Raw genomic sequence first — 25,846 nt, 5'->3', positions numbered from 1 at the left:
AGACTAAGCTAGGCAGTGTGCTGCAAAAGGCTTAGGCCAATTTTTTATACTTCACCCGTGTAGGTTGGTGATCTTTGCCCGTGCGAGCTCTAAAGTCTTGTGCGTATTCAGAGTAGTTACCTTCAAAGAAAGTAGCCTTAGAATTACCTTCATAAGCCAGCGTATGAGTACAAACTCGGTCTAAGAACCAACGGTCGTGCGAGATAACAATCGCTGCCCCAGGGAAAGCCAGCAAAGCTTCTTCTAACGCTCTTAAGGTTTCTACGTCTAGGTCGTTAGTCGGTTCGTCTAGCAGCAATACGTTGCCACCCTGCTTAAGTAGCTTAGCTAGGTGTAAGCGGTTACGCTCACCACCTGATAAATCTTTAACAAATTTTTGTTGATCATTGCCTTTAAAATTAAAGCGGCCCGCATAGGCCCGTGAAGGCACTTGGTAGCTACCTACAGTAATGATGTCCTGTCCATCTGACAACTCTTCCCACACAGTTTTAGAGCCATCTAACGCACGAGTTTGATCTACGTGAGCCAGTTCAACTGTGTCTCCTATTTCTATGCTGCCTGAGTCTGGCTGTTCTTCGCCTGTGAGCATTTTGAACAGTGTAGATTTACCAGCACCGTTACCTCCTACAACACCAACAATAGCGCCTTGGGGCATACTAAATTCCAAATCTTCCACTAACATTTTATCGCCAAAGGCTTTACTTACGCCCTTCACATTAATGACTTTGTCACCTAAACGTGGCCCTGGTGGAATGTAAATTTCAGAAGTTTCATTTCTTTCTTGAAATTCACGCGAGCTTAACTCTTCAAATCGAGCTAAACGAGATTTAGATTTAGCTTGGCGGCCTTTTGCGTTACTGCGCACCCAATCTAGCTCCGACTTCACTGCCTTTTCGTGCGACGCTTGTTGACGACCTTCTTGCACCAAACGCGCTTCTTTTTGCTCTAACCAAGACGAATAGTTACCTTCGTATGGAATACCGTGGCCACGGTCTAACTCAAGGATCCAGCCCGCTGCATTATCAAGGAAATAACGGTCGTGAGTAATAGCCACTACGGTGCCATTGTAATCTACTAGAAAACGTTCTAACCAAGCTACAGATTCAGCATCCAAATGGTTAGTAGGTTCATCTAATAACAACATATCTGGCTTATTCAATAATAAGCGACACAAAGCCACACGACGACGCTCACCACCAGATAAATGTACTACATTTTCATCCCAACTTGGCAAGCGTAATGCCTCGGCTGCCACTTCTAGCGTGCGTTCTAAGTTGTGTGCATCCGTGGCTTGTATAATATCTTCTAGCTTGGCTTGCTGCGCGGCAAGTGCATCAAAATCTGCATCAGGTTCAGCATAAGCGGCATAGACTGCATCCAGTGCAGTTAATGCATTTTTAGCTTCAGCAACCCCTTCCTCAACCACTTCACGCACAGTTTTAGAGTCGTCCAACTTAGGCTCTTGCTCTAAGTAACCCACATTAATACCAGGTTGAGGACGGGCTTCACCGTTATATTCTGTGTCAACGCCTGCCATAATACGCAACAAGCTAGATTTACCAGAACCATTTAGGCCTAATACGCCAATTTTTGCCCCTGGAAAAAAAGACAAAGAAATGTCTTTTAAAATTTCTCGCTTGGGAGGAACCACTTTTCCAACCCGATTCATCGTATACACAAACTGCGCCATGTGATTTCCTAATCGATTAAAATATATACCCTATTATACCCTGAGACGTCATTAAAAGGGGAAAAGCACCCACCATAGTATTTAGCCATCTGCCCACTTGTGATATGGTTTGCAACCCCCACTAAAGGGGATAGTGTATTTTTATCACCATTGTTGTTTAAGGAATATCTGTGCCTACTACCCACGTTGCCTCTTCATTGCTGCCCACCCCTTACGGCACTTTCGATATGCATGGTTTTGCCGATAGCGAAACTAATAAGGAACATTTAGCCCTCAGTATGGGCGACCTCGCCAGTGGTGGTGCTGTGCTTACTCGTTTGCACTCAGAATGTTTAACAGGCGATGCTTTGTTTAGTATGCGTTGTGATTGTGGGTATCAGTTACAAGAAGCTTTAAAACGCATTGCTGCAGAAGGCCGTGGTGTGGTTTTGTATTTGCGCCAGGAAGGCCGTGGCATCGGTTTAGTCAACAAGATAAAAGCTTACAACTTGCAAGACCAAGGCGCTGATACTGTAGAAGCTAACGAAAAACTAGGTTTTGACGCAGACATGCGTGAGTATGGTATGACCAAAGATATGCTTGGTCACCTCAACGTGAAATCTGTGCGGTTGATGACCAATAATCCACGAAAAATCGAAGCTCTCACAGAACTTGGCATTAAAGTCGAGCAACGCCAAGCATTAGAGGTAGGTGAAAACAGTCATAACGAAGCTTACCTAGCTACTAAAGCAAACAAGCTAAACCATTTATTTGGTCAATAGTTGCGCTTGCCAAAGCTTAATCTTTGCTGTCATTGCAAGTTCAGATAGCTGAGTATCGTGCAACACTTGCTCACGAGTACCATGCGCAAGTTCGCTATCCTCATGCCCTAGGGATAAAAGCCTAACCTGAGTTTCTTGCTTAACTAGCCACTCACTTACAGCAGAACCTGCACCACCGATACAGCTATGATCCTCTATGGTCACAAAGCCATTATGTTGCTTAAGCAACTTTTCTAACAAAGCCTCATCCAGTGGTTTTACAAAACGCATGTCCACCAAAGTGGCATCTAATGTGGTTGCAACAGCTATAGCTTTGTCTAATAAGGCACCAAAGTTGAGTATAGCGATACCAATAGATTTATCTGTGTTTCGAAGCAACTGGCCTTTACCCAGCTCTACAGGAGCACTTAAAAGTGCTGCATCAAAAGCTTCACCTCGGGGGTAGCGCACGGCAACAGGGCCAATGTACGCATAAGCAAAGTCTAGCATGGCATGAGTTTCCAAAGCGGTACTTGGAGTCATCACAACTAAATTGGGTAAACATCGTAAAAATGCCAGATCATAGGCACCTGTATGCGTAGCTCCGTCCTCTCCCACTACTCCAGCTCGATCAATAGCTAATAATATATCTAATTTTTGCAGGGCAATGTCATGAATCAGTTGATCATAACCACGCTGTAAAAAAGTAGAATATATAGCTACCACAGGCTTTGCACCCTCACAGGCCATGCCTGCAGCTAAAGTAATGGCATGTTGTTCTGCTATAGCCACATCAAACAAACGTGCACCAAACTCTTTAGCAAAGGGCACAAGACCAGAGCCACCTACCATAGCCGGTGTAATAGCCATCAGCCGATCATCCTCACGGGCTTTTTGACAAATCCACTGACCAAAAATTTGGGCAAAAGTAGGGGATTTTTTATTGAATGTAGGCGACCCAGGTAGCTTTTGAATGGGATCAATTTTTGCCAACGCATGATAACCCACAGGGTCACTCTGTGCTGGCCCATAGCCTTTGCCTTTTAAGGTGTGGATATGTAATAACTTTGGCCCAGAAAGGCTTAATAAGTGACTAATATTAGACATTAACTCAGGTAAATCATGTCCATCTACAGGCCCACGATAGGTAAAACCAAGGGCCGTAAACCATTGGGATGGCCCTCCGTAGCCCTGCTGATCATCTAAAAAAGTAGCTAGCCCGCCCAGGTTTTCATCAATCGCCATGTCATTATCATTAACAATAATAAGAGCATTTGCTTGGCAATGGGCCATATGATTTAGTGCTTCAAACGCCATACCGGCTGTCAGCGCTCCATCTCCAATCACAGCTACATGCTGTGCCAATGGGTTTTTACTGGCCAACACCATACCTAATAAAGCACTAATTGAGGTGCTGGCATGGCCCACACCAAACGTATCAAATGGGCTTTCGTCACGTTTAGGAAATGGCGCTAGACCACCGCTTTGACGCATGCTCAACATAGAGTTTTTTCGCCCAGTCAGCATTTTATGTGGATAGGCTTGGTGACCCACATCCCATATTAGCCTATCAGTAGGCGTGTCCAGTAAATAATGTAACGCAATGGTCAGCTCTATTACACCTAGACCGGCACCTAAGTGACCACCTGTTTGGCCTACGCTATATAGTAATGCTAAACGCAGCTCATAAGCTAACTGAGGGAGTTGTTCGCAAGTGAGTTTACGCAAATCATTTACACCATCCACTGTATCAAACAAATCAGTAGTAGGAGGGTGCTGTGGAATGGTTAGGATAGTGGGAAACATCACACTAATGCTTTCGAGTAACGATGAAGTCTGCCAACCAGATTAAAGGTTGTGCAGCTTCGCCAAATATTTGTACATTGCTGATGGCCTCATGATGTAATTGACCCAAACGCTCTTTAGCTGCAGCCATGCCAAGTAATGCTGGGTAAGTTGATTTTTCATTAATAACATCAGAGCCTTGCGCTTTACCTAGGGTAGCGGTGTCACTCTCAATATCTAAAATATCATCTTGCACCTGAAAGGCTAGACCAATCGCTTGAGCATAGTGACGCAAACAATCAAGCTGAATGTCAGTTACATGGCTGCATGATAAGGCACCAAGCTCTACACTAGCGCCAATTAAGGCACCAGTTTTTAGCTCGTGTAAACGCTCTAATTGGGCTAGATCTATAGTATTATGTCCGGCCGCCATGTCCAGCATTTGCCCGGCAACCATACCTTTAGCTCCAGAAGCTTTGGCTAAACATGTCACCATAGCCAAACATTGTGTGGCACTGATTTGAGCACCATGGGCTTGGGCTAGCAATTCAAATGCTAAGGCTTGCAAGGCGTCACCTGCTAAAATCGCAGTGGCTTCATCAAAGGCAATGTGGCAGCTAGGCTTGCCCCTGCGTAGAGCATCATCATCCATGGCAGGCAGATCATCATGAATCAAAGAGTAGGCATGTATCGCTTCAACTGCACAAGCTAAGGGGTCTAAGGCAACGCCCTGTACGCCACATGCACGGGCAGCACCATACACCAAAGCTGCTCTTACTCGCTTGCCACCTTGTCCAGCACTGTAGGCCATCGCTTCAGACAGAATTTCACTAGCTCTGTTCTCAGAAATAGCTGTATTGAGCGTTTTTTCAACACGTAGCTTAGAATGACTTAAAAACTCATCCAGTGAATTAAATCGCAACCTTAGGACTCCTTACTAAAGGGTTGCTCAACCACTTTTCCTTGAGCATCTTGCATCAACACATTAACTTTTTGTTCAGCTTGCGCCAAGGCAGTTTGGCAACCTCTTGTTAATGAAATACCACGTTCAAAAGCAGCTAAAGAGTTTTCTAGGGTTAAGTCCCCTTGCTCCATTTGCTGTACTAAAGCTTCTAATTCAGCCAAAGACGCTTCGAAATTAAATGCACTGACCTGTTCTTTTTTAGTCATTTATAACCCCAATACCAAGCCACTAGGCATACCAAAGGTAGACGCCATATTTCGAATCACTAGCTCATCTACTAAATTAATCATTATAAATACCAAAATAGGTGAAAAATCTAACCCCCCAATATTAGGCAACATACGTCGTACTGGAGCCATAACCGGTTCTGTAAGCTGATGTAATAAATGGGCTCCAGGATGTCTAGTTTGAGGAGCCAGCCAACTTAAAACGATGCCCGCAAGCACCGCAAAAAATAATAAATCAAGCGTTTGAGATGCCACACCAATGAGACTCCAAACTACTAAGCTCATTGGGTTTGGCAGATCAAACCCTACAATTAAGAGTACCGCAACTATTAATAGCAGCTGCACTAAGACAGCCAATGCTAAAGTAGGCAGGCTCAGCCTTCCTGTACGTGGCATTACCTTTTGCAAAACCACAACAAATGGTTGAGTTAGTTTCACTACCGCTTGAGCTAAAGGATTATAAAAATCAGCCTTAACAAGCTGTAACATAAACCTTACGATAACGATCGTAAGGTACAAACCAAAAACGCTTTGTACTAAAAAAATACCTGCATTTGCCATGATAAAACAACGCCCTTAATAAACTTCAGTTAACTTTGCCAAGTGTCTCATATTGAATGCATTCGCACTACTAGTGATGCCAGTAAACAGATTACTCAACGTCCACCTGCTACTTCTATAAATGAACCTGTGACATAAGATGCCTCTGCAGATAATAGCCAAGCCACTGCATTAGCCACTTCTACAGGCTGGCCACCACGCCCCATTGGAATGGTAGGCTTGATACGCTCAATACGATTGGGCTCGCCGCCATCAGTATGCATATTTGTAGCAATAAATCCTGGGCGTACACAATTAACTCGAATAGCTTCTCTAGCTACTTCTAAAGATAAACCACGGGTTAGCGTATCTATAGCGCCTTTACTGGCGGCATAATCCACATATTCAAACGCAGATCCAAGCCTTGCTGCAGCAGAAGAAACATTGACGATAGCGCCACCTTGCCCACCATGTTTAAGTGCCATACGCTTAACAGCTTCCTTACAACATAAAAAGTAGCTAGTAACATTAGTGCTAAATAATTGATTTATGCGCTGCGCATCCATCTGCTCTACCAGCATCTGGGGCAGCAAAATACCCGCATTATTAACCAACCCAGTTAATGGTCCTAATTGCTCATCCATGGTGTTAAATAAATCTACCACTTGTTGCTCTTGAGACACATCGGCCTGCACTGCTATGGCTTTAACGCCTTGCTGTGTTAGATCGACTACCAGCTGGTGCGCTAGGTCTTTTTGTGTGTGATAGTTAATACAGACATTATGGCCCTTTGCAGCTAAAACCCGCGCCGTAGCCTCGCCAATACCGCGGCTAGCCCCTGTGATTAGAATATTACCCATTGACTGCTCCAGTGGTGCGCTTATGTTTTTACTTTTTAACACGAATCACGCACAATAAGCGCATCATCAACTGTCCTTTGATCATGGGACAACTAAAGTGAGCATTTTATGAAACCTATACGCAATCTTAGTGCCATCTCTTGCTCATTACTAGCCTCACTAGCACTTTCATGGGCACTGCCTAGTTACGCCGAGCAAGTCATACAGAGCCAAAAGCATGACATCCATTACAATGCTTTTAATACCATGATGGTTACCCCAGATACGGCTCAAAATTATGGTTTCACCCGCGCCAGAAACCGTGCTTTGCTAAACATCTCAGTCTTGGATGCCGCTACACAAAAAGCATTGCCAGCAGTAGTGACTGGCACTCGAACTAATATTGTTGGGCAAGTTTTACCGCTAGATTTTCAACAAATTAAAGAAGAAAACGCCATCTATTACATTGCACAATTACGTTTCACCGAAGAAGAGATGTGGCGCTTTGAACTGCAGATACAGCCTGACTTGAATGCCAAGCCAATCCCATTAAAGTTTAGTCAGATTTTTTATTTAGAGCAGTAGTCTATTCAAAATAGTGCAATAAATCATTTAGAAAGCGCCAACCTAATGGGCTAGCCTGAAGGCGATCAGGCATCATAAGTCCAGCTTGTCTGGCAGAAAAAATAGCACTCTCCACAGACGTTAAAGATTGTCCTGTTTGAGCTAAGTAACTGCTATTAAGCACCCCTTTTTCAAGCCGTAGGGCGTTCATAAAGAATTCAAGCTTTAGCTCTTGTGGTGTAACATAATGACTTGATGCAAGTGGTGATATCGCTGCCATATAGGCCTTAGGTTGTCGCAACTTTACTCTGCGTTCGACCTGCATTCGGCCAGTCTTTAAAAAACTCACTTTCCCGTGAGCACCGGCACCTACACCAATATAATCACCAAATTGCCAATAGTTGAGATTATGCCTAGCTTGACTGCCTGGCTTTGAATAAGCTGAGACTTCGTACTGACTTAAGCCAGCAGCTTCTATTAACAGCTGGCCTTGATCTTGTATATCACAAAGAATATCTTCATCAGGTAAATTAGGCGGACTATTGTGAAACTGTGTATTAGGCTCAATGGTTAGTTGGTACCAAGATAGATGATCAGTGCCAAAGGCTAATCCTTGCTGCAAGTCCATTAAGCCTTGTTGCACAGTTTGTCCCGGCAAACCGTGCATTAAATCTAAGTTAATTCGGTTAAAACCTAAAGTCTGTGCTTTAGCGATAGCCAATTTAGCTTGACTAGCATCATGAATGCGCCCAAGGGCATGCAAACAATCGTTATCAAAACTTTGTACTCCAATAGAAAGACGGTTTACACCTTGTTCCAAAAAACCTGCAAACTTAGCTTGCTCAAAAGTGCCTGGATTGGCTTCAAGTGTCACTTCCATATCATCTTCACAGGCAATGTTGGCTTTGACAAAGTTAAGTATAGTGCCAATACCCTTAGCACTCATTAAGCTTGGTGTACCCCCTCCTATAAAAACACTATGCAACGTGCGGCCGCTTACAGAGGTTAGCTCTTGAGCTAAATCACTGAGCAACGCTTTGATATAACTAGCTTCAGGGATAGTTTCCCCATCTTGAGTAGCATGGGAGTTGAAATCACAGTATGGGCATTTACGGACACACCACGGGATGTGTATATAGAGGCTAAGAGTGGGCAGTACTAGCAAGTTTGTAGGTGATGTCATTAAGTTTCAGCAAGCGCTCTTTTTAGCTTCGCCAAGGCTTTTCCACGGTGACTGATGGCAATTTTTTCGGCAGGGGTAAGCTGCGCAGCCCGGCGATCTTTTTCTAATACTTGAAAAATAGGGTCATAACCAAAGCCATGCTCTCCTTGCCCATTCTCCATAATCATTCCTTCCCACGACGCTTGGCATATCAATGGGGTAGGATCTTTAGCATGGCGCATATACACTAATACACATTGAAACCGTGCAGTGCGCTTAGCTAATGGAGTGTGAGCCAGGTCGGCAATCAATTGAGCGCTGTTAGCTGCATCTTTAGATGGCCCCTTAAGTGAAGAGCCTGCGTAACGGGCTGAATAAATACCAGGAGCTCCTCCTAATGCATCTACTTCTAAACCTGAGTCATCAGCTAGCGCTGGCATACCTGACATTTGTGCAGCATAGCGGGCTTTGAGAATGGCATTCTCCACAAAACTAAGGCCAGACTCGATCACTTCTTGCGTAATATATTGACCTTGAGGGATCAATTCAATGCCTAGGGGGGCTAAGCATTGGCCAAACTCTTTTAATTTCCCAGCGTTGCCGCTAGCTAATACTACCTGTTTCATTACTTGACCTTATGATTAGCATTGGCTTAATTAGGTGGCGACACATACCCAAAGTATTAGTGCATCCCCTTTACTTGTGGACACCACTGCGTGCCCCATAGTGCTGTCAAAATAAGTACTATCGCCTTCAGTAAGGGCTAAGGGCTCATATTCTTCAGTGTATACCACCACATCACCCTCAAGCACTAGCAATAATTCTTCACCTTCGTGCCTCACCCAGCCGCCAAACTCTTCTAATGTTCTAGCTCGCACACGGCTCTTAAATGGCACCATACGTTTGGAATCTAACTCTGTGGCCAGTAGTTCATGCTCATAGGTCGCCGTTAAATGTTCACGGCCCTGTTGTTTTTTAGTGACACTTCGACGACCAGATATACGTACTTCTTTTACAGGAGCAAATAATTGAGGCATGTCGATGCCCAAACCTAATGCCAACTTTTGCATCAAATTAAAGGTCGGTGACAATTGATTGTTTTCCATTTTCGACAAAGTCGACTGTGCAACACCTGTGACTTTACTAGCTTGCTGCAAAGTCATTTTCCGGTCTTGTCGCAACGCTCTTAAACGCTCACCGAAGTTGCCTTGTTGTAGGGCTGGGTTGGGAACAGGAGGCAGTATGCCCGCTTCAGGGCGAAGTGTAGACATCATTTCTCCTTTTATTTAACAATTAGTTACGTTGACCGCAAGACCACCCCTTGAGGTTTCTTTATATTTGTCTTGCATATCAGCACCCGTTTCACGCATAGTTTTAATCACGTCATCTAATGATACCAGATGTTCTCCGTCACCACGCATAGCCATATGAGCTGCGTTAATAGCTTTGATAGAACCCATAGCATTGCGCTCTATACATGGCACTTGCACCAAGCCTGCAATGGGGTCACAGGTAAGCCCCAAATTGTGCTCCATGCCTATTTCTGCGGCATTTTCCACCTGCTCAGGAGTACCGCCTATCACTTCAGCCAAGCCTGCAGCTGCCATTGCACAGGCACTACCTACCTCACCCTGACAACCCACTTCTGCGCCTGAAATAGAGGCATTGAGCTTACATAAAATACCCACTGCAGCTGCAGCCAATACAAAGCTTACAATACCTTTATCGTTGGCTGATGGATAGAAATTGTCGTAGTAATGCAATACTGCGGGGATAATTCCGGCAGCACCATTTGTAGGGGCGGTAACAATGCGTCCACCAGCAGCGTTTTCTTCATTAACTGCCATGGCGTATAGGTTAACCCAATCCATCGCTGATAACTGTGGTGTGATGACTTTTATGGAACCTAGGCTACTTAGTTTTTGATACAAATCTGCAGCGCGACGTTTCACATTCAAACCACCTGGCAAGACACCCCCAGTGTGACAACCATTGTGAACACACTCTTTCATCACCTTCCATAGATGCAAGATTTCATTTTTTACCTCTTCTTCTGTGCGCCAAGTCTTTTCATTTTCCATCATCACTTCACTAATACTCAGCCCTGTATTCTTACAATGAACAAGTAACTGTGCTGCTGAGGTAAACGGATAAGGCACTTTAGGCTGGTCATCATCTGCTGGTAATTCGTCTGCTTTGGCAGCTATTTCATCAACAATAAACCCACCACCCACTGAATAATAAGAACACTCAAGCACCACATCACCGTGATCGTTAAAAGCGCTCATCACCATGCCGTTGGGATGATAGGGAAGTGATTCTTCAAGATTAAGAATGATGTCACGGTGCTGAACAAATCCAATTTCGTGCTCACGGTTAAGAGGCAAGCGCTCATTGAGCAAAATTTCATCCAGCATAGGTTGTACTTGTGGAGGATCGATTGTGTCTGGGGCTTCACCCAACAAACCAAGAATAACAGCAATGTCACTGGCATGGCCTTTACCCGTAGCGCCAAGGGAACCAAATAGCTCACCTTTAATCCGAGTTACCTGAGTAAGCGTACCTTCATTTTTAAGCTGTTCCACAAAAGCTAAGGCTGCCCTCATAGGACCAACAGTATGAGAACTAGATGGGCCTATGCCTATTTTTAGCAGGTCAAATACGCTTAAAGTCATGTCAGGTGCCTTGGTTTGCGGTTATACCACAAGGTTAATTGGTTAGCCGGTGACTATCAACTAATATGTCCTAAGCAACCTATCTTGGTGCGACATGGAAGTAGCTTTTAAGTTCTCAAAGCCCCATTTTGGGGCAATTTTTTATTTAAATGCATGAGGTTTTAGCGATTAAAAAAGAATTTATCAATCTGAAGTTTATTACAGCTTTTCCATTCGGGATAATATATCAACACCTTGCTGATTCCAAAAGTGCAAAAGATCAATAAATACCCAGTTTTCAGCTAACTTATCTCCATCTCGGCGATAAATATCTATCACGCGCATCTCACCTGACTTACCCGTTGCAGGCATGCCCATAAAACCACCTGTAGGCTCTAGGGTTAAATTAGGCCAACCGAAAAAACCTCCAAATTCACCTTCCGCCATACGACAAATGTGACCATTGAAGTCACGGTTTTTAAAGCTGCTTCTAAAGGGTCCAGAGTGTTGCTGAATATAGCGCTCAATAGTATAGCTGGAGCCTATTCCAGTGGGGCCCCACCAAATCATATTTTCATGCCAGCTTAACCTCAACTCCTGCTCAAGGGAAAGTTTCTGATCCCAGTTACCTAAGGTATTGATCATGTAATTAATAGCGTTTAAGGTTTTTTCGCCCTCTGCAGGTTGCTGCGCATTAAACATTAAGCCTGTGTGGCACACTGGACCTGGCTGAACAAGCTGCGTACCTGTTTGAGGTGGGAACGGCTGCAACCCTGCTTGCACCATAAGGTGGGGTATATCAAAAAACATAGCTGTTTCAGATATTTTACCATTTTCAACTTTGCTGAACTCGCAGTACCTAAGCATAGCCATCTTGCCTGTAGGCTTAATACCTAACCACGGCTCATCAAACAATCCCATAAGATGACCCATGGAGACCACCCATGTAGATGAAAAATCATCCATTTCATTACGCCCTGACATAAAAACATCTTGGCGACGCTGCAGGTGCTTTAATGAATGTCGCAAGGGCTGCCAAAATACACTAGCCACTTCCTCAGGCAAGCTTAGCTCGTGAAATGGGTGATAACCTCGCCAAAGGTAATCTGGTGCGGTATGTTCAAGCATTACATCAGCCAAAGTATCCACATGGGCATTGTCTAAACAACTGTAAAACTTAGTCACCAAATCTTTGGCACTTTGAATATCACTTTCTACACTCATTAATCTACCCTTTGACTGCTCCGGCGGTTAAGCCAGAAACAATTTGACGCTGGAAGAACATCACTAAAATAAACAGCGGCACCATTGCTGATACCACAGCTGCAACCGCAAACATCACGTTACCCTCTACTTGTGTGGTGCCTAAAAAGCTAGCTATTTTAGGAATCATAGTTTGGTTATCTTGGCTTAATAAAGACGCAGTTACTGCAAAGTCGTTATAAGCCAATAAAAAACTAAATAAACCTGTGGTAATAACACCTGGCCACATGACCGGTATAATCACGTGCCGAAAAGCTTGAAAACGGGTACAACCATCAACCATTGCACTTTCATCTAGGTCTTTGGGAATATTTAAAAAGAATGAGTGCAACATCCATAAGGTAAAGGGTTGATTAATAGCCACTAAAACGACAATCGACGTAGGCAAATAGCCCCAAACATTCCATTCAAAGAAAGGTAAAAGGTAACCTGAAACCAAAGTAATATGAGGCATTGCTCGAAACACTAAAGCCAGCATTAATATCCAGAACGAATACTTAAAACCAGATCTAGCCAAGGCATAACCTCCCAAAGTGCCCAAGGTGAGAGAAATAATCACCGTAGACACCACTACGATCATTGTATTGATGACCGATTCCCCAAAGCCATGTTCCACCCAAGCGCCGTAATACCCGTTAGCAGTGAAATAATCACCTGTTTCAATCATTGTTCGAACGCCATAGAAGGCATTAGTCCAATCTGCTTTGGAAAAGAAGTCTCCTTGTACTTTAAAAGACCCCCAGAGGGTCCATAAAAAAGGGCCAGCGGCCACTATGACCCACAGAAGTACAAACCCGCTTGAGATAATGGCTAAACTAGTAGAACGACGTTGGGCTATATTTGACATGGTGTACGCCTTATTTTTAGTGTGCTGTGCGACTGAAATCGCGCCAAGTTCTAATAAGCACAGGCAATAATAAAATAGCAACGCCAATAATAGTAAGTATAGACGTAGCTGCTGCTGAACCAAATAATTGCGTATCCGAGGTTAAGTCCTTGTATATAATCCAGCTTAATGAAGTGGCGCTGGCCTCTGAAGCAAAGCTTACAATAGGTTCCAGCACTCTAAAGTTATCCATTAACTGCATTAATGTGATGAACACAACTAATGGTTTCATGTAAGGTATTACTACATATCTAATACGCTGCCACCTGTTGGCGCCATCAATCGTAGCTGCCTCAAGAGTGTCCTCTGGCACAGTTTGAAGTCCTGCATAAAAAACGATAAAGGAAAATGGTGCTGAATGCCAAACGCCGTAAACAATCAACATCATCCAAGTCAGCACAGGGGAAGCTTTTAAAGATAAATTAGGGTCATTAAAAAAGTATTGTATTGATGCGCCAATGACTCCGTCACCATCAATCATCCAAAACAAAATGAGTGAACCAATGAGAGGTGTCACAATCATCGGTAAAAGAGACACAAAAATAGTGGGGCCTTTCGCAAATTTGGGTAATGCATTAACCCCTAAAGCAATTGCCAAGCCTAATAAAATAACTAGAGGCGTGACTACAAATGTATAGGTTAAGGTAAACGATAATGCTTTATAGAATGGTAAATTAAGTAGTTTTTTAACAAAAGCACTCATGCTCTGGCTGCTCTTCCAAGCTAACACTACTTCATCGAACGCTAGGTGGTTGCGATTGGTATAGTTATCAAAACCACTAAATCTCCCCAAAGGTTGATCAGATTTTAGCTGCGCTGTAGCGGCCACATCAATGGTTGTGATCTGCTTGCAACCAAATGGACCACAATTTTCAGAGACTATAAGCACTTTCTCATGCTCTACGTGCAAAGACTGGGTTATTACTGAAATTACAGGGAATGCGATAAACAATATCATGGCCGCTAGAGACGGAATAATAAACCAAAAAAATGTACGATGCGGCATATAAATAATTCTCGCTTATACAAAAAAGAAGAGAGTAAGGCCTCAAATGGCATTACTCTCTTTAGCTAGTAATAATCAAAAGACTTTATAGAAAGCCTTTTTCTTTAGCAGCAACAGTATATGCAGCCTCCATATCAGCTAATGCTTGCTCAGCACTTTCATTGCCTTGCAAAAAGTCAGTTAGCTCAGAACCTGCGGCGCCGTGCAATGCACCCATAAACGGAAGCATCGGATAAGGTGAAGCGCCGTTCATAGCCGTCGCAGTAACACCCTTTGCAGCCTTACTAGGCTTGTATCCTTTTACTAACCATGTAGCCACATCATTATTAGCCTGTACCATTTCAGTAGAAATGCCATTCATCATGGCAATAAAGCTAGCTTCGGCATCAGCATCTGAAACGTTTTTAGCGACAGCAAAACCGTCCCACCACAAAGAAGATGCGGGCACAGTGCCCTCATTAAATGTTGGAGCAGAGGCGAAATCAGTATTATTGACCACTTTTTCGCTAGATCCTTCATCATCCAAGATACCTGCAGTACGAGAGCCCCACATTGTGGCTAATGCAAGTTTGTCACCTTCCCAAAGTGCTTGAGTAGCATTTGAATCAAAGGTTAGGAAATCTGGATGAGAATAGCTTGCAAGACTTTTAAGCATATTTAACGTCGCAATACCGTGGGCATTATTGATGTTAATTTTTGCTGTGCCTGGCATAAACATGTCTGCGCCGGTGCCCAGGTACATATTCACAAATTCTTCACCTAAATTCCACCCTGCTTTAGTGTTTAAAGCAACTGGGTATTCCATAATACCCGCCTCACGTATAGCTTTAGCAGCTGCTAGCACTTGCTCATATGTTTCTAGCTGGTCTGCCTTGACGCCTACTTGATTTAGAATGTCTGAGCGGTAAAAAAGGTGTTGTGCGTTAGCCATAAAGGCCACTGCCATAACTTGGCCATTAACAGTAACCAACTGTGCTTTGTTCAGGCCTGAGCCATATTTTGCGATCAAGTCATCTAGCGGCCGAACCAAACCATCATTCATTAATGTAACCAAGGTCGCGTTGGAAACATGTAAAGTTGAATATTCTGCTGGGCTACTACTAAGGGCTGGTACCATAAGATCTTTGTAATCTTTGTTATGGTTTTTAGTCACAGTAACTCCATTACCTGCACACTGCTCAGCGGCAGAAAATACGGCGTGCAATGCAGGAAAGTCATTTCCCAATATGCTTACGTTGGCATTCCCTTTAATACCACAATCGGCAAAAGCGGCTGAACTCGATAACACTGCAGCAGCAGTTACGGAGAGAGCCATTGTTTTTATTGTACTCATGATGAACGCATCCTTTAAAATTGATTAATCTGCGACCAAATTATGGCCTTGTTCTACATGCGTACCTTTCAATGTTATATCAACAATATTGAATATGAATTGCATGCGTAACCAAAATTCTACTATTTTTATACAGTGGTTAACAAGCCTTTAAATAGATACTAGCGCACTAAACGCAATAATTATCCCTAAACAGTTGTTTTAATTGATTTATTTATTGTATAAATTAACAAAAATTATTATATTATAATTTTTTAATATACTGGAAAATAAACAAGGTCTCTTTAATTTTTATAATTATTTTCTTATTCTGTTGCCCAAATGAATAATTTATGATAATTTTTGCATACGTATTTAAAAAAGATTAAACCGTAATGGCAGAAATAAAACTACAAAATATTGGTAAGCGCTGGGGCGACTTCATAGGCGTCAACAACGTTGATTTAACTATTGCAGACAAGGAGTTCCTGGTATTACTGGGCCCTTCTGGCTGCGGCAAAACCACCACTATGCGCATGGTTGCTGGCTTAGAGAGCGTGAGCGAAGGACAGATCATTATTGATGGTGTAGTCGTCAACGATCTTGATCCTAAAGACCGCGATGTCGCCATGGTATTTCAAAGCTACGCCTTATACCCAAATATGAACGTTTATGAAAATATTCAGTTCCCATTAAAGGTGCGTAAGGTTCCCAAGTCCCAGCATCATGAGCGGGTCATGAAAGCTGCGGCGATGGTAGAGCTAGAAGATTTCTTACACCGCAAACCAGCTGAATTATCTGGAGGCCAGCGTCAACGTGTCGCCTTGGCAAGAGCTATCGTGCGTAAACCAAAAGTGTTTTTAATGGACGAGCCACTATCAAATTTAGATGCTAAATTACGCGTCTCTACACGAGCTCAAATTAAAAACCTGTCTCATGAATTACAGGTAACGACGATTTATGTGACCCATGACCAAATAGAGGCCATGACCCTAGCAGATCGTGTTGTGGTAATGAATAAAGGTGTGGTTCAACAAGTGGGCACCCCTACAGACATATACGACAACCCTGCCAACACTTTTGTTGCAAGCTTTATTGGTGTGCCTGCGATGAATTTGGTCAATGGCCATATTGAAGAAGGGTTATTTACAGCTGAAGGAATATCTATTTCTGGCTTTGATACTGCTCTTAGTGGCCCAATTACTTTAGGTTTTCGTGCTGAAGATGCTGATGTGATCGATACCAGCAATGACGCAGAACTTAGTGCTGAATTAAACCTGAGCGTATTCTCTTTAGAGTTATTGGGTGATTCAACAATGGTTACTGCTCGTATAAATGACAGTTTGGTCTCTATTAAAGCCAGTAAAGATTATCGTGCAGTCATCGGCGCAAAATTTAGCGCTCGTATTATGCCCAACTTGTGCCATTTGTTTGATGCCAAAACTGGTCAGCACCTATAATACTGAACATCTCTATAAGGAAAACATCGATGAAAGGCAGTCGCCCACCGCAGGCTCAACTCAGCGCCAACACAGACATGTCAAAAACAGCAGAGACTAGAGCAGTCATTGAATCTATGGTAGATGGCCTTAACGATCATAGAATTGCTGATATTGGAGATTTTTTTTCAGAATCATTCCGCTGGATGGGCAACCAAGGCTGTGGTACTAAACGGGGTTTAAAAGACTTTCAAGCTAATTGGCAAAAACCATTTCAGGCTGCGTTTTCCGATAAAGTATGTATCGATGAGGCTCGCTTATATATGGGTGAATGGGCTGCAGCTTTTGGGCGCCAAGAAGCCATGCATACTGGGTTATTTATGGGTGTGGCTCCTACTGGGAAGAAAGTAGAGATTAGATACATGGATTTTTGGAAAGTGCAGGATGGAAAGATTTGCGATAACTGGGTGATGGTGGACTTCCCACACGTACTCTCACAACTAGGCGTCGATGTTTTTAACAGCGAAGGTTGGGAAAAATTTAATGACGATGAACAAACATCTGATCAGCACAAGAATTGAGGAAATAATATGGCGATCACCTATTTAAAAAGCAGCAAAAGCGCTACTGACAGGGCCCAAGACGACGCCCAGACCAAAGCGGTAGTAGAAACGACATTGGCAGAAATAGAAGCTAGAGGTGACGAAGCGGTAAGAGCGCTGGCAAAGACTCACGATAATTACACGCCAGCATCTTTTCGTTTATCAGAAGAAGATATCAAAAGAATTATGGCCAAGGTGTCACCACGTGAGTTGGAGGACATTAAGTTTGCCCAAAAGCAGGTACGAAACTTTGCCCAAATCCAGCGTGATTCAATGCTAGATGTTGAAGTAGAAACTATGCCAGGGGTTATTTTAGGACATAAAAACATTCCAGTACAATCAGTAGGGTGTTATGTTCCAGGCGGAAAATTCCCTATGGTTGCGTCTGCTCATATGTCAGTTGCCACTGCTAGTGTAGCTGGCGTGCCCAGAATAATCGCTTGCACCCCTCCTTTTAATGGCGAGCCAAACCCAGCAGTAATCACTGCAATGCATTTAGGAGGAGCTCACGAAATTTATGTTTTGGGAGGCATTCAAGCTGTAGGTGCTATGGCTATAGGCACAGAAACAATTGATCCGGTCCATCTTTTGGTGGGCCCTGGTAACGCTTATGTCGCAGAAGCCAAACGACAGTTATTTGGCCGTGTAGGCATAGATCTATTTGCAGGTCCTACAGAAACTATGGTGATTGCAGACGATACTGTAGATGCAGAAATGTGTGCCACAGACTTATTAGGACAGGCAGAGCATGGCTATGATTCTCCGGCTGCATTAGTCACCACAAGCATGGATTTAGCAAAAGCCACTATGTTGGAAATAGAGCGCCTACTAAAAATATTGCCCACGGCAAATACTGCGTCCGTTAGTTGGCGAGATTATGGTGAAGTAATTGTCTGTGACAGCTACCAAGAAATGCTCGAAGTGTCTGAGGAAAAAGCTTATGAGCACGTACAAGTTATGACAGACAGAGACGATTGGTTCTTAGATAATATGACGTGTTATGGGGGCTTATTCTTGGGGCCTCGCACCAACGTGTCTAACGGAGACAAGGTGATTGGCACCAACCATACTTTGCCCACTAAAAAAGCAGGGCGTTATACGGGTGGACTATGGGTCGGAAAATTTCTCAAAACCCACAGCTATCAAAAAATAACTACGGATGAAGCGGCCACGTTAATCGGTGAGTATGGCTCTCGTTTATGTATGTTAGAGGGATTTGTAGGTCATGCCGAACAATGTAATTTAAGAGTTAGGCGCTACGGCAACAAAAATGTCCCTTACGGAACGGGTGCTTTGTAGTGTCTGATAACACCTTTAAAAGTGTGGTTAATAAAGAGATTTTAGCGCCATTGCTGAAGGCAATGCACGACTTTGAAGAACACCAAGTTAAGTCATTATTAATGGACTTGATGGCAGAGCAAAGCATTGCTCACATGTGCTTCCCCTTCAATGATGTTAAAGGCCCTTGTGCCTTTTATGACACGTGTTATGCACCTTTATTATTGGCCATGCCTGACCTTGAGAGACGAGATTTAATCGTCATGTCAGGCATTACTGAACAAGGTCAAGAATGGGTCGGATGTGCAGGGCATTACTTAGGTACTTTTGTTGCACCATGGTTGGACATAGCTCCCACCGGACACATTTGCCATATGCGCTTTCATGAATTTTTCCGCTTTGAAGAAGGGAAAATTGTAGAAATACAGGCGATTTGGGACATTTCAGAGGTGATGCTACAGGCAAATGCTTGGCCTTTATGTCCTTCTTTAGGCTGGGAAGGTTTCATTCCAGGTCCAGCAAGTCAAGACGGCTTAAATATCAGTAACACATATGAAGACCAAGGCGACAAAACCGTCCAACATGTCGTGGATATGTTGAACCACTTGATCCTTCATCCCAAACAAGGAGGGCCAGAGGTGATGCAGTTAGAACGCTTTTGGCACCCAAAAATGAATTGGTATGGTCCCGCAGGCATTGGTTCAGCAAGAGGTATTGAAGGTTTTCGTAATTGGCATCAAATACCCTTTTTAAATGCAATGCCTGATCGAGGCACCGATGACGACAAGCTTAAGTTTCACTTTTTCGGAGAGGGGCAATACGCAGCAGTGACTGGCTGGCCCAATATGAAGCAAACCATTACCCATGGCGGGTGGCTAGGTATTGCGCCTAGTGGTCAACATATAACTCTGCGTAGCCTAGATTTTTGGCGCCTAGATGGCGCTTTGATCCGTGAAAACTGGGTGTTGGTGGATTTATTAGACGTATACAATCAAGTAGGTATAAATGTGTTTTCACGCTTGCGTGAATTAAATAAAGCTCGCACTATATAAGCTTGAGCACACCACAAAAGAGATAAGATATGATTTTACCAGCATCACCCAGCTTTAGTCTGGTTGGACAAAAAGCCATCGTCACAGGAGCTTCCTCTGGAATAGGCGCTGCCTGTGCAGTAGCCCTAGCCAGAGCAGGAGCCGATGTCACCTTGGCAGCTCGCCGAGCATCTGAATTAGACACCATCACACAGGCGCTAATTGCAGAAGGCCTAAAAGCAAGCGCTTTGGTTATGGATGTCTCTAATATTGAGCAGACACAAAAATTGATTGAAGCACATGGCCCATTTGAGATACTTGTTAATTCGGCAGGCTTAGCCCGCCATTGTAAGGCCATAGATACTCAGCCTGACGACTTTGATGCTGTGATGAATATTAATCTTAAAGGGGCGTACTTTCTTACTCAAGCTGTTGCAAAGGGCCTACTTTCCAGTAAAAAAGAGGGGAGTTTGATTAACATATCTAGTCAAATGGCATATATCGGTGGTCAAGAAAGGGCCGCTTATTGTGCGTCAAAGCATGCCGTTGAAGGTTTTACTAAAGCGATGGCGATTGAATGGGGAAAGCAAGGTATTCGAGTCAACACTATTTGCCCTACTTTTATACTTACAGAGCTGACTGCAGCCACCTTTGCAGATCCTGAGAAACGTGCATGGATCGATAGCAAGATTAAGCTAGACCGAGTTGGCACAGTACAAGATATTATGGGGGCTGTTATATATCTAGCAAGTGATGCTTCATCTCTAGTCACAGGCAGTGCTTTAATGGTTGATGGTGGCTGGACTGCAGGCTAATGCTAAAAGAAAAAGTTACTTCTCAACAGGTTGCTCAACTAGCTGGCGTTAGTCAGTCTGCGGTGAGTCGTGTATACACATCAGGGGCCTCTGCCTCTAAAAAAACCATTCTTAAAGTGCATAAAGCAGCCGCGGCATTAGGCTATCGGCCCAACGTACTTGCGCGGGCAATGGTGTCGGGGAAAAGTCGAATCATTGGTTTAGTTGTGGCCTATTTAGAAAATCAATTCTACCCAGACGCCATTGAAAAACTATCCACCCAGTTGCAAGAAAAGGGCTATCACGTGTTGATTTTCATGGCTTCTAAAACAGCTGGGAATATTGATTCTGTAGTTGAAGAAATCCTTGATTATCAGGTTGAAGGCATTATTGTTGCTTCTGTAGCACTGTCTTCGCAGCTGGCTAAACGTTGCCATTTGGCCGGCGTGCCCATTGTGCTTTTTAACCGATCGCAAGACGGAGAAGGTCTCTCTTGCGTCACCTCAGATAACTTTTCAGGTGGCGCAAAAGCAGCGCGATTTTTGTTAGCCGCAGGTCATGAAAAGATTGGCTATATCGCCGGCTGGGAAGGCGCTTCAACGCAACGTGACCGGGAATTTGGATTTACTGCCGCATTGCAGCAAGCGGGTATGGGTTTATACGCTCGTGAAGTAGGTAATTTTTCTATGGAAAAAGCAAGTGAAGCCACTAGACGCATGTTTGCTAAAAACAAACCCGATGCAGTTTTTGTAGCTAATGATCATATGGCCTTTGCAGTCATGGACACATTACGCTTTGAATTAGGCTTGCGGATACCAGAAGATATATCAGTGATCAGCTATGACGACGTTCCAGCAGCAGCGTGGCCAGCTTACAACCTAACCACTGTGCGTCAGCGTGCAGAACAAATGGTGCAAGAAACCGTGCGCATTTTAATGGAACAAATACATGGTAATGGCCTGCAAAGCCAGCAAATATCTATAGGCTCCCCTATTATTGTACGCGGCTCTGCCCGCATCCCTGAAGGATGGATTTCATGAAAGGCTTTAATAGCAAGTTTAAGGATTTTCCCGACTATATCTTAGGTATTACTCAAGAAATTTGGGAACATCGTGATTTAGCTTCACTCAACCATTACTACAGTAAACACATTCCAGTGCGCTCACCAGGCTCCTTAGTAATCGGCAATCAGCATGTGATTGGGGCTACCATGGCTACTCTTGCGGAGTTCCCCGACCGGCAATTACTTGGTGAAGATGTAATCTGGTCTGGCACACCCGAAGATGGAATGCTGTCTTCTCATCGAATTCTAACCACTGCTACTCATTTAGGTGATGGTATTTATGGCAAGGCCTCAGGTAAAGCGCTGAAGTACCGAGTGATTGCCGATTGTCACGCAAAAAACAATCAAATCGATGATGAATGGCTCATCCGTGATCAAGGTGCCGTTGTGCGCCAACTTGGCATTGACCCTAAAGATTTCGCCGCAGACTTAATAGCCACAGAAGGTGGTGTAGATCAATGCGTGCAACCTTTCACCCCCGCCATCGATGTGCCAGGCCCATACCAAGGCAAAGGTAACGATGATGAATTTGGTCAGCGCTATGCAGATATTTTGCATCGCATCATGAGCGCTGAAATTAGCTGCATAAAATCTGAATATGACCGCGCCTGTCAGGCAGAGCAGCCTGGAGGGGTTACTTCGCATTCGTGGGATGCTGTTGAGCGATTCTGGATGGGGTTACGTGCCAGCTTTCCAAGTGCAAAATTTACCATTGAGCACCAAATAGGTCGCCAAGACCCTATGATGTCACCTAGAGCTGCTATCCGCTTCAGCTTGCATGGTAAGCATGACGGTTGGGGCAGCTTTGGCAAACCCACAGGGGCCGATGTTTATGTTATGGCGGCTGCTCACGTTGAATTTGGCCCCCACGGGCTAAGGCGTGAATTTGTTTTGTTTGATGAGACTTCGGTGTGGAAGCAAATTCTTATGCACGCGGGCTAGCGCTCCCAATTGATAATGAAGCACAGTCAAACATCTCTTATTAGACACTCAGGATAACCCTATGATGGAACCAGAAGTAGTACGTTATGGCAATCTAAAGCCGTGTCGCAGTGCATTTATTGATGCCCACACACCAGGCTCAAACCAAAAGGAGAATTTCACTATTATTGGTGCTGGTGTTGCCGAAAGCCCTGATCAACACGTACACATCAAAGCCACACCAGGGTTTAATATCGGCGCGGCTGGCCAACCTCCTGGCTGTATCAATTCGTTGCATTTTCATAATACTGCAGAAGTGTTTTTTATATTAAGCGGTAAATGGCGTTTTTTTTGGGGTATAAACGGCGATGCGGGTGAAGTAATCTTACAAAAGGGAGACCTCATTAATATTCCTACTAGAGTGTTTCGCGGCTTTGAAAACGTGGGCACAGACTACGCCATGATCATGGCTATTTTAGGTGGAGACGATTCGGGAGGCGGCGTTGAATGGGCTCCTCATGTATTGGAAACTGCAAAATCACACGGCCTAACCTTGAGTGAATCAGGTGTTTTGTACGACACTAAAAAAGGTCAAATGTTGCCTGCTGATGAACAACCCATGGCGCAGCTTTCAGAGCAGCAGCTGGCACAAATCAGTGAAACCCCTGTGCACCAAATAGTGCCCGACTACGTCGCCAGGTATTGGGATATGATGGCCTTAGCAAGAGATGAACCCTGTCCAGTCATTGGAGAGACCTCCCTTATCAAGGACAAACCAGGCTTTGAAGTAGAGCTGCTAACTCGTGGATCTATTACTTGCCAGGCTTATGTTAATCCTCAACATGAAGTATTGATGGTCGTCTGTGGCCATTGGCGTCTAACGTGGGGGAATAATGAGGTGGTATTAAACCCCGGCGACACATGCTGGATACCTCCCAATCTATCTCATGGACTAGAAGTATGCGTAAGTGGTGAAGCAAGTTTGTATCGAATAAGTGGCACAGACGATAAAGCAGGTTTTACTTGGCTGCGCGACAAGAAATAACGATGAGTCTTCCCGCACTTATTTTATTGCCCGGCATGATGTGTGACAGCCGTATGTATGCCCCACAAATCGATGCTCTAAAAAATATTGCCCAATGTCAGGTAGGCTGTATTAGTGGGGCTGATAATATGGCTGATATTGCTGCTCAAGTTTTAGCTCGAGCACCTAAAGAGTTTGCCTTAGCTGGTTTATCTATGGGAGGTATAGTAGCTATGGAGATAGTTCGCCAAGCCCCACATAGAGTCACCCGTCTGGCCTTGATGGATACTAATCCTAAAGCCGAAATAGCAGATGTGAAAGCAGCTCGTAAGCCGCAAATAGATGCTGCAAAGGCAGGTTTTTTGGAGCAAGTGTTGCGTGAAACTATGGTGCCACGTTATTTCACTAATCATTATCCCCACACACAATTAGAGCAACTGTGTATCGATATGGGATTAACTTTAGGCAAAGAGGCCTTTATAAGACAATCGCTGGCTCTGAAAAATCGCCACGATCAACAAGACACTTTAGCCAATTTTCATAAACCTTGTCTAATATTGATGGGTGAAGAAGATGAGCTATGTCCTTTAGATCGGCACCTATGCATGATGTCGCTCTTACCTCAGTCAACCTTCATCAGTATTCCTAAGGCTGGCCATATTCCCCCACTTGAGCAGCCCAAAGCAACCTCTGCCGCTCTCACACAATGGATGACTAAATAATGAATAATTCTTTGCTAGAAAAACTCAAAACAGTAGATACTCCTACGGTATGTAATGCTATCGAAGTGGCCCAAGGCCAGCGTGGATTCAACCAATTTACTAGAGGCACAATGCTTGCCTCAAGCACTATAGATGGCGCTATGGTGGGCTATGCTCGCACAGCACAAATTGCAGCTCTAGCGCCCTCTTCAGAAAACCCCAGCATAATTAAACAAAGACGGGCAGATTACTATGAGTACATGTCTGCAGGCGTTAGACCGGCTATTGCCGTAGTTGAGGATTTGGATTATCCCCATGCTATTGGTGCCTATTGGGGGGAGATTAACACTACTATACACAAAGCTTTTGGCTTAGGTGGCGCGCTCACTAATGGGGTAATGCGAGATTTGGGTGACTTACCTAGTGCATTTCCAGTAGTTGCGGGTTCCATTGGCCCAAGTCACGGGTTTGTGCATGTGCGCACCATTGGCCAACCTGTGACTATTTTTGGCATGCAAGTGAACAATGGAGATCTAGTACATGCTGATAGGCATGGCGCACTAGTCATTCCACCCCAGGTAATTCCAGTGCTAGAAGCAGCCATCGATAAATTACTTAGCACCGAACAACTGATCCTTGGCCCGGCAAGCAAAAAAGGCTTTGATTTTGCTGCGTTTGAAAAGGCCTGGGCGGAATTTGAAAATGCCCGCACCTAAGTAAAAATTTTATACCTAGGTATGGGTTAAATTATCGCAAATGCAGATATTGCGCAGTGCCTTCAAGCAACATCTGCACAGCCATAATAATGAGCACCATTCCCATCAAACGTTCAATGGCAAACAAACCTTTTTCACCCAGTAAACGATAGAGTTTCTTGGAAGCCAGCAAGATAGCTGCCGATACAATCCAAGCAGCTGTTACTGCTAACCATAGCTCCAGCCACTGACCTTCAGCTGATTTACGCATTAGCATAATCATAGCTAAACTAGACGGCCCTGCCATTAAAGGAATCGCTAGTGGCACAATAAATGGTTCACCCGCTGGTGTTTTCCCTAGCAAACCCGCTTCTTGTGGAAACACCATTTTTAAGGCAATCACAAACAAGACAATGCCCCCACCGATACGGATAGCTTCTTGAGAAACTTGCAAAAACGACAAAATATAGGGGCCAAGTACCAAAAACATTAACAAAACAATATAAGCAATAATCAGCTCACGGCGCAGCACTAAGTTACGCCTTTTTTCAGGCACTTGCTTTAATACAGACAAAAATAACGGGATATTTCCCAAAGGGTCCATAACTAAAAACAATAAAGTGGCGGCTGCAAAAATATCCATAAAAGTCTCAATAGGGCATAAAA

27 protein-coding genes are annotated in these 25,846 nt (G+C 44.0%); 12 read left to right on the top strand and 15 right to left on the bottom strand.

The window, feature by feature from the left end; genetic code table 11:
* Positions 1 to 31 precede the first annotated feature (31 nt).
* Positions 32 to 1,690 (bottom strand): energy-dependent translational throttle protein EttA, encoded by a 1,659-nt coding sequence (ettA, locus tag ABXT42_RS01290; protein WP_443628580.1) that lies wholly within the window; start codon positions 1,688 to 1,690, stop codon positions 32 to 34.
* A gap of 170 nt (positions 1,691 to 1,860) precedes the next feature.
* Here ettA and ribA point away from each other — a divergent pair, with 170 nt between their 5' ends.
* Positions 1,861 to 2,451 carry a GTP cyclohydrolase II gene (gene ribA, locus ABXT42_RS01285; protein WP_443628579.1) on the top strand — a complete coding sequence of 197 codons (591 nt, stop codon included), beginning with the start codon at positions 1,861 to 1,863 and terminating at the stop codon, positions 2,449 to 2,451.
* Here the strand turns inward: ribA and ABXT42_RS01280 are convergent.
* The 5 genes from ABXT42_RS01280 to ABXT42_RS01260 form a co-directional block, all read right to left on the bottom strand.
* Positions 2,437 to 4,236 carry a 1-deoxy-D-xylulose-5-phosphate synthase gene (locus ABXT42_RS01280; protein WP_443628578.1) on the bottom strand — a complete coding sequence of 600 codons (1,800 nt, stop codon included), beginning with the start codon at positions 4,234 to 4,236 and terminating at the stop codon, positions 2,437 to 2,439. The genes ribA and ABXT42_RS01280 overlap by 15 nt on opposite strands.
* 4 nt (positions 4,237 to 4,240) lie before the next feature.
* Positions 4,241 to 5,137, bottom strand: coding sequence for a polyprenyl synthetase family protein (locus tag ABXT42_RS01275; RefSeq protein WP_443628577.1), 897 nt, complete (start codon positions 5,135 to 5,137; stop codon positions 4,241 to 4,243).
* Positions 5,138 to 5,139: 2 nt separating this feature from the next.
* On the bottom strand, positions 5,140 to 5,385 hold the full coding sequence (locus ABXT42_RS01270; RefSeq protein ID WP_443628576.1) for an exodeoxyribonuclease VII small subunit: 246 nt from the start codon (positions 5,383 to 5,385) through the stop codon (positions 5,140 to 5,142).
* On the bottom strand, positions 5,386 to 5,967 hold the full coding sequence (locus ABXT42_RS01265) for a YggT family protein (RefSeq protein ID WP_443628575.1): 582 nt from the start codon (positions 5,965 to 5,967) through the stop codon (positions 5,386 to 5,388).
* Between the two features lie 95 nt (positions 5,968 to 6,062).
* On the bottom strand, positions 6,063 to 6,806 hold the full coding sequence (locus ABXT42_RS01260) for an SDR family oxidoreductase (RefSeq protein WP_443628574.1): 744 nt from the start codon (positions 6,804 to 6,806) through the stop codon (positions 6,063 to 6,065).
* A 108-nt stretch (positions 6,807 to 6,914) separates the two neighbouring features.
* On the opposite strand from ABXT42_RS01260, the gene ABXT42_RS01255 reads away from it, so the two are divergent.
* On the top strand, positions 6,915 to 7,370 hold the full coding sequence (locus ABXT42_RS01255; protein ID WP_443628573.1) for a DUF4426 domain-containing protein: 456 nt from the start codon (positions 6,915 to 6,917) through the stop codon (positions 7,368 to 7,370).
* 1 nt (position 7,371) lies between these two features.
* On the opposite strand, the gene hemW is transcribed toward ABXT42_RS01255, so the two are convergent.
* The 8 genes from hemW to ABXT42_RS01215 form a co-directional block, all read right to left on the bottom strand.
* Positions 7,372 to 8,532: a radical SAM family heme chaperone HemW gene (gene hemW / locus ABXT42_RS01250; protein ID WP_443628572.1), complete on the bottom strand. Its 1,161-nt coding sequence runs from the start codon at positions 8,530 to 8,532 to the stop codon at positions 7,372 to 7,374.
* Positions 8,532 to 9,137: an RdgB/HAM1 family non-canonical purine NTP pyrophosphatase gene (rdgB, locus tag ABXT42_RS01245; RefSeq protein ID WP_443628571.1), complete on the bottom strand. Its 606-nt coding sequence runs from the start codon at positions 9,135 to 9,137 to the stop codon at positions 8,532 to 8,534. Before rdgB ends, hemW begins: the two co-directional genes overlap by 1 nt.
* A gap of 30 nt (positions 9,138 to 9,167) precedes the next feature.
* A complete protein-coding gene (locus tag ABXT42_RS01240; protein WP_443628570.1) occupies positions 9,168 to 9,782 on the bottom strand; it encodes a helix-turn-helix domain-containing protein in 615 nt (204 codons plus the stop codon).
* Between the two features lie 15 nt (positions 9,783 to 9,797).
* Complete coding sequence (locus ABXT42_RS01235; RefSeq protein ID WP_443628569.1) at positions 9,798 to 11,186, bottom strand: L-serine ammonia-lyase; 1,389 nt, start codon at positions 11,184 to 11,186, stop codon at positions 9,798 to 9,800.
* Positions 11,187 to 11,384: 198 nt separating this feature from the next.
* Positions 11,385 to 12,389: an ester cyclase gene (locus ABXT42_RS01230; protein WP_443628568.1), complete on the bottom strand. Its 1,005-nt coding sequence runs from the start codon at positions 12,387 to 12,389 to the stop codon at positions 11,385 to 11,387.
* A 4-nt stretch (positions 12,390 to 12,393) separates the two neighbouring features.
* Positions 12,394 to 13,275 (bottom strand): carbohydrate ABC transporter permease, encoded by an 882-nt coding sequence (locus ABXT42_RS01225; RefSeq protein WP_443628567.1) that lies wholly within the window; start codon positions 13,273 to 13,275, stop codon positions 12,394 to 12,396.
* 16 nt (positions 13,276 to 13,291) lie between these two features.
* Positions 13,292 to 14,320, bottom strand: coding sequence for a carbohydrate ABC transporter permease (locus tag ABXT42_RS01220; protein ID WP_443628566.1), 1,029 nt, complete (start codon positions 14,318 to 14,320; stop codon positions 13,292 to 13,294).
* An 85-nt stretch (positions 14,321 to 14,405) separates the two neighbouring features.
* Positions 14,406 to 15,653, bottom strand: coding sequence for an ABC transporter substrate-binding protein (locus tag ABXT42_RS01215; RefSeq protein WP_443628565.1), 1,248 nt, complete (start codon positions 15,651 to 15,653; stop codon positions 14,406 to 14,408).
* Positions 15,654 to 16,027: 374 nt separating this feature from the next.
* Between ABXT42_RS01215 and ABXT42_RS01210 the strand changes: the two genes are divergently transcribed.
* From ABXT42_RS01210 to ABXT42_RS01165, 10 genes are all read left to right on the top strand, one after another.
* The gene (locus ABXT42_RS01210; protein WP_443628564.1) at positions 16,028 to 17,092 is read left to right on the top strand and encodes an ABC transporter ATP-binding protein; all 1,065 of its coding nucleotides are present in this window, start codon (positions 16,028 to 16,030) and stop codon (positions 17,090 to 17,092) included.
* Positions 17,093 to 17,121: 29 nt separating this feature from the next.
* Positions 17,122 to 17,652 carry an ester cyclase gene (locus tag ABXT42_RS01205; RefSeq protein ID WP_443628563.1) on the top strand — a complete coding sequence of 177 codons (531 nt, stop codon included), beginning with the start codon at positions 17,122 to 17,124 and terminating at the stop codon, positions 17,650 to 17,652.
* A gap of 9 nt (positions 17,653 to 17,661) precedes the next feature.
* The gene (gene hisD, locus ABXT42_RS01200) at positions 17,662 to 18,972 is read left to right on the top strand and encodes a histidinol dehydrogenase (RefSeq protein ID WP_443628562.1); all 1,311 of its coding nucleotides are present in this window, start codon (positions 17,662 to 17,664) and stop codon (positions 18,970 to 18,972) included.
* Complete coding sequence (locus tag ABXT42_RS01195; protein ID WP_443628561.1) at positions 18,972 to 20,003, top strand: ester cyclase; 1,032 nt, start codon at positions 18,972 to 18,974, stop codon at positions 20,001 to 20,003. Before hisD ends, ABXT42_RS01195 begins: the two co-directional genes overlap by 1 nt.
* A 29-nt stretch (positions 20,004 to 20,032) precedes the next feature.
* Positions 20,033 to 20,797: an SDR family NAD(P)-dependent oxidoreductase gene (locus ABXT42_RS01190; protein WP_443628560.1), complete on the top strand. Its 765-nt coding sequence runs from the start codon at positions 20,033 to 20,035 to the stop codon at positions 20,795 to 20,797.
* Positions 20,797 to 21,816 (top strand): LacI family DNA-binding transcriptional regulator, encoded by a 1,020-nt coding sequence (locus ABXT42_RS01185; protein WP_443628559.1) that lies wholly within the window; start codon positions 20,797 to 20,799, stop codon positions 21,814 to 21,816. The genes ABXT42_RS01190 and ABXT42_RS01185 overlap by 1 nt, the downstream gene beginning before the upstream one ends.
* Complete coding sequence (locus ABXT42_RS01180; RefSeq protein ID WP_443628558.1) at positions 21,813 to 22,781, top strand: hypothetical protein; 969 nt, start codon at positions 21,813 to 21,815, stop codon at positions 22,779 to 22,781. The genes ABXT42_RS01185 and ABXT42_RS01180 overlap by 4 nt, the downstream gene beginning before the upstream one ends.
* A 61-nt stretch (positions 22,782 to 22,842) precedes the next feature.
* The gene (locus ABXT42_RS01175) at positions 22,843 to 23,805 is read left to right on the top strand and encodes a cupin domain-containing protein (protein ID WP_443628557.1); all 963 of its coding nucleotides are present in this window, start codon (positions 22,843 to 22,845) and stop codon (positions 23,803 to 23,805) included.
* A gap of 2 nt (positions 23,806 to 23,807) precedes the next feature.
* Complete coding sequence (locus ABXT42_RS01170; RefSeq protein ID WP_443628556.1) at positions 23,808 to 24,506, top strand: alpha/beta fold hydrolase; 699 nt, start codon at positions 23,808 to 23,810, stop codon at positions 24,504 to 24,506.
* The gene (locus ABXT42_RS01165; RefSeq protein WP_443628555.1) at positions 24,506 to 25,201 is read left to right on the top strand and encodes an RraA family protein; all 696 of its coding nucleotides are present in this window, start codon (positions 24,506 to 24,508) and stop codon (positions 25,199 to 25,201) included. The genes ABXT42_RS01170 and ABXT42_RS01165 overlap by 1 nt, the downstream gene beginning before the upstream one ends.
* 31 nt (positions 25,202 to 25,232) lie before the next feature.
* On the opposite strand, the gene ABXT42_RS01160 is transcribed toward ABXT42_RS01165, so the two are convergent.
* Positions 25,233 to 25,823 carry a MarC family protein gene (locus tag ABXT42_RS01160; protein WP_443628554.1) on the bottom strand — a complete coding sequence of 197 codons (591 nt, stop codon included), beginning with the start codon at positions 25,821 to 25,823 and terminating at the stop codon, positions 25,233 to 25,235.
* Between the last annotated feature and the right edge of the window lie 23 nt (positions 25,824 to 25,846).

The organism is Candidatus Njordibacter sp. Uisw_002 (genome assembly GCF_047730155.1).
Taxonomy (GTDB): Bacteria; Pseudomonadota; Gammaproteobacteria; order Pseudomonadales; family Balneatricaceae; genus Njordibacter.
The sequence above is the reverse complement of the archived record's forward strand: the minus strand, read 5'-3'. Positions and strand labels throughout refer to the sequence as shown.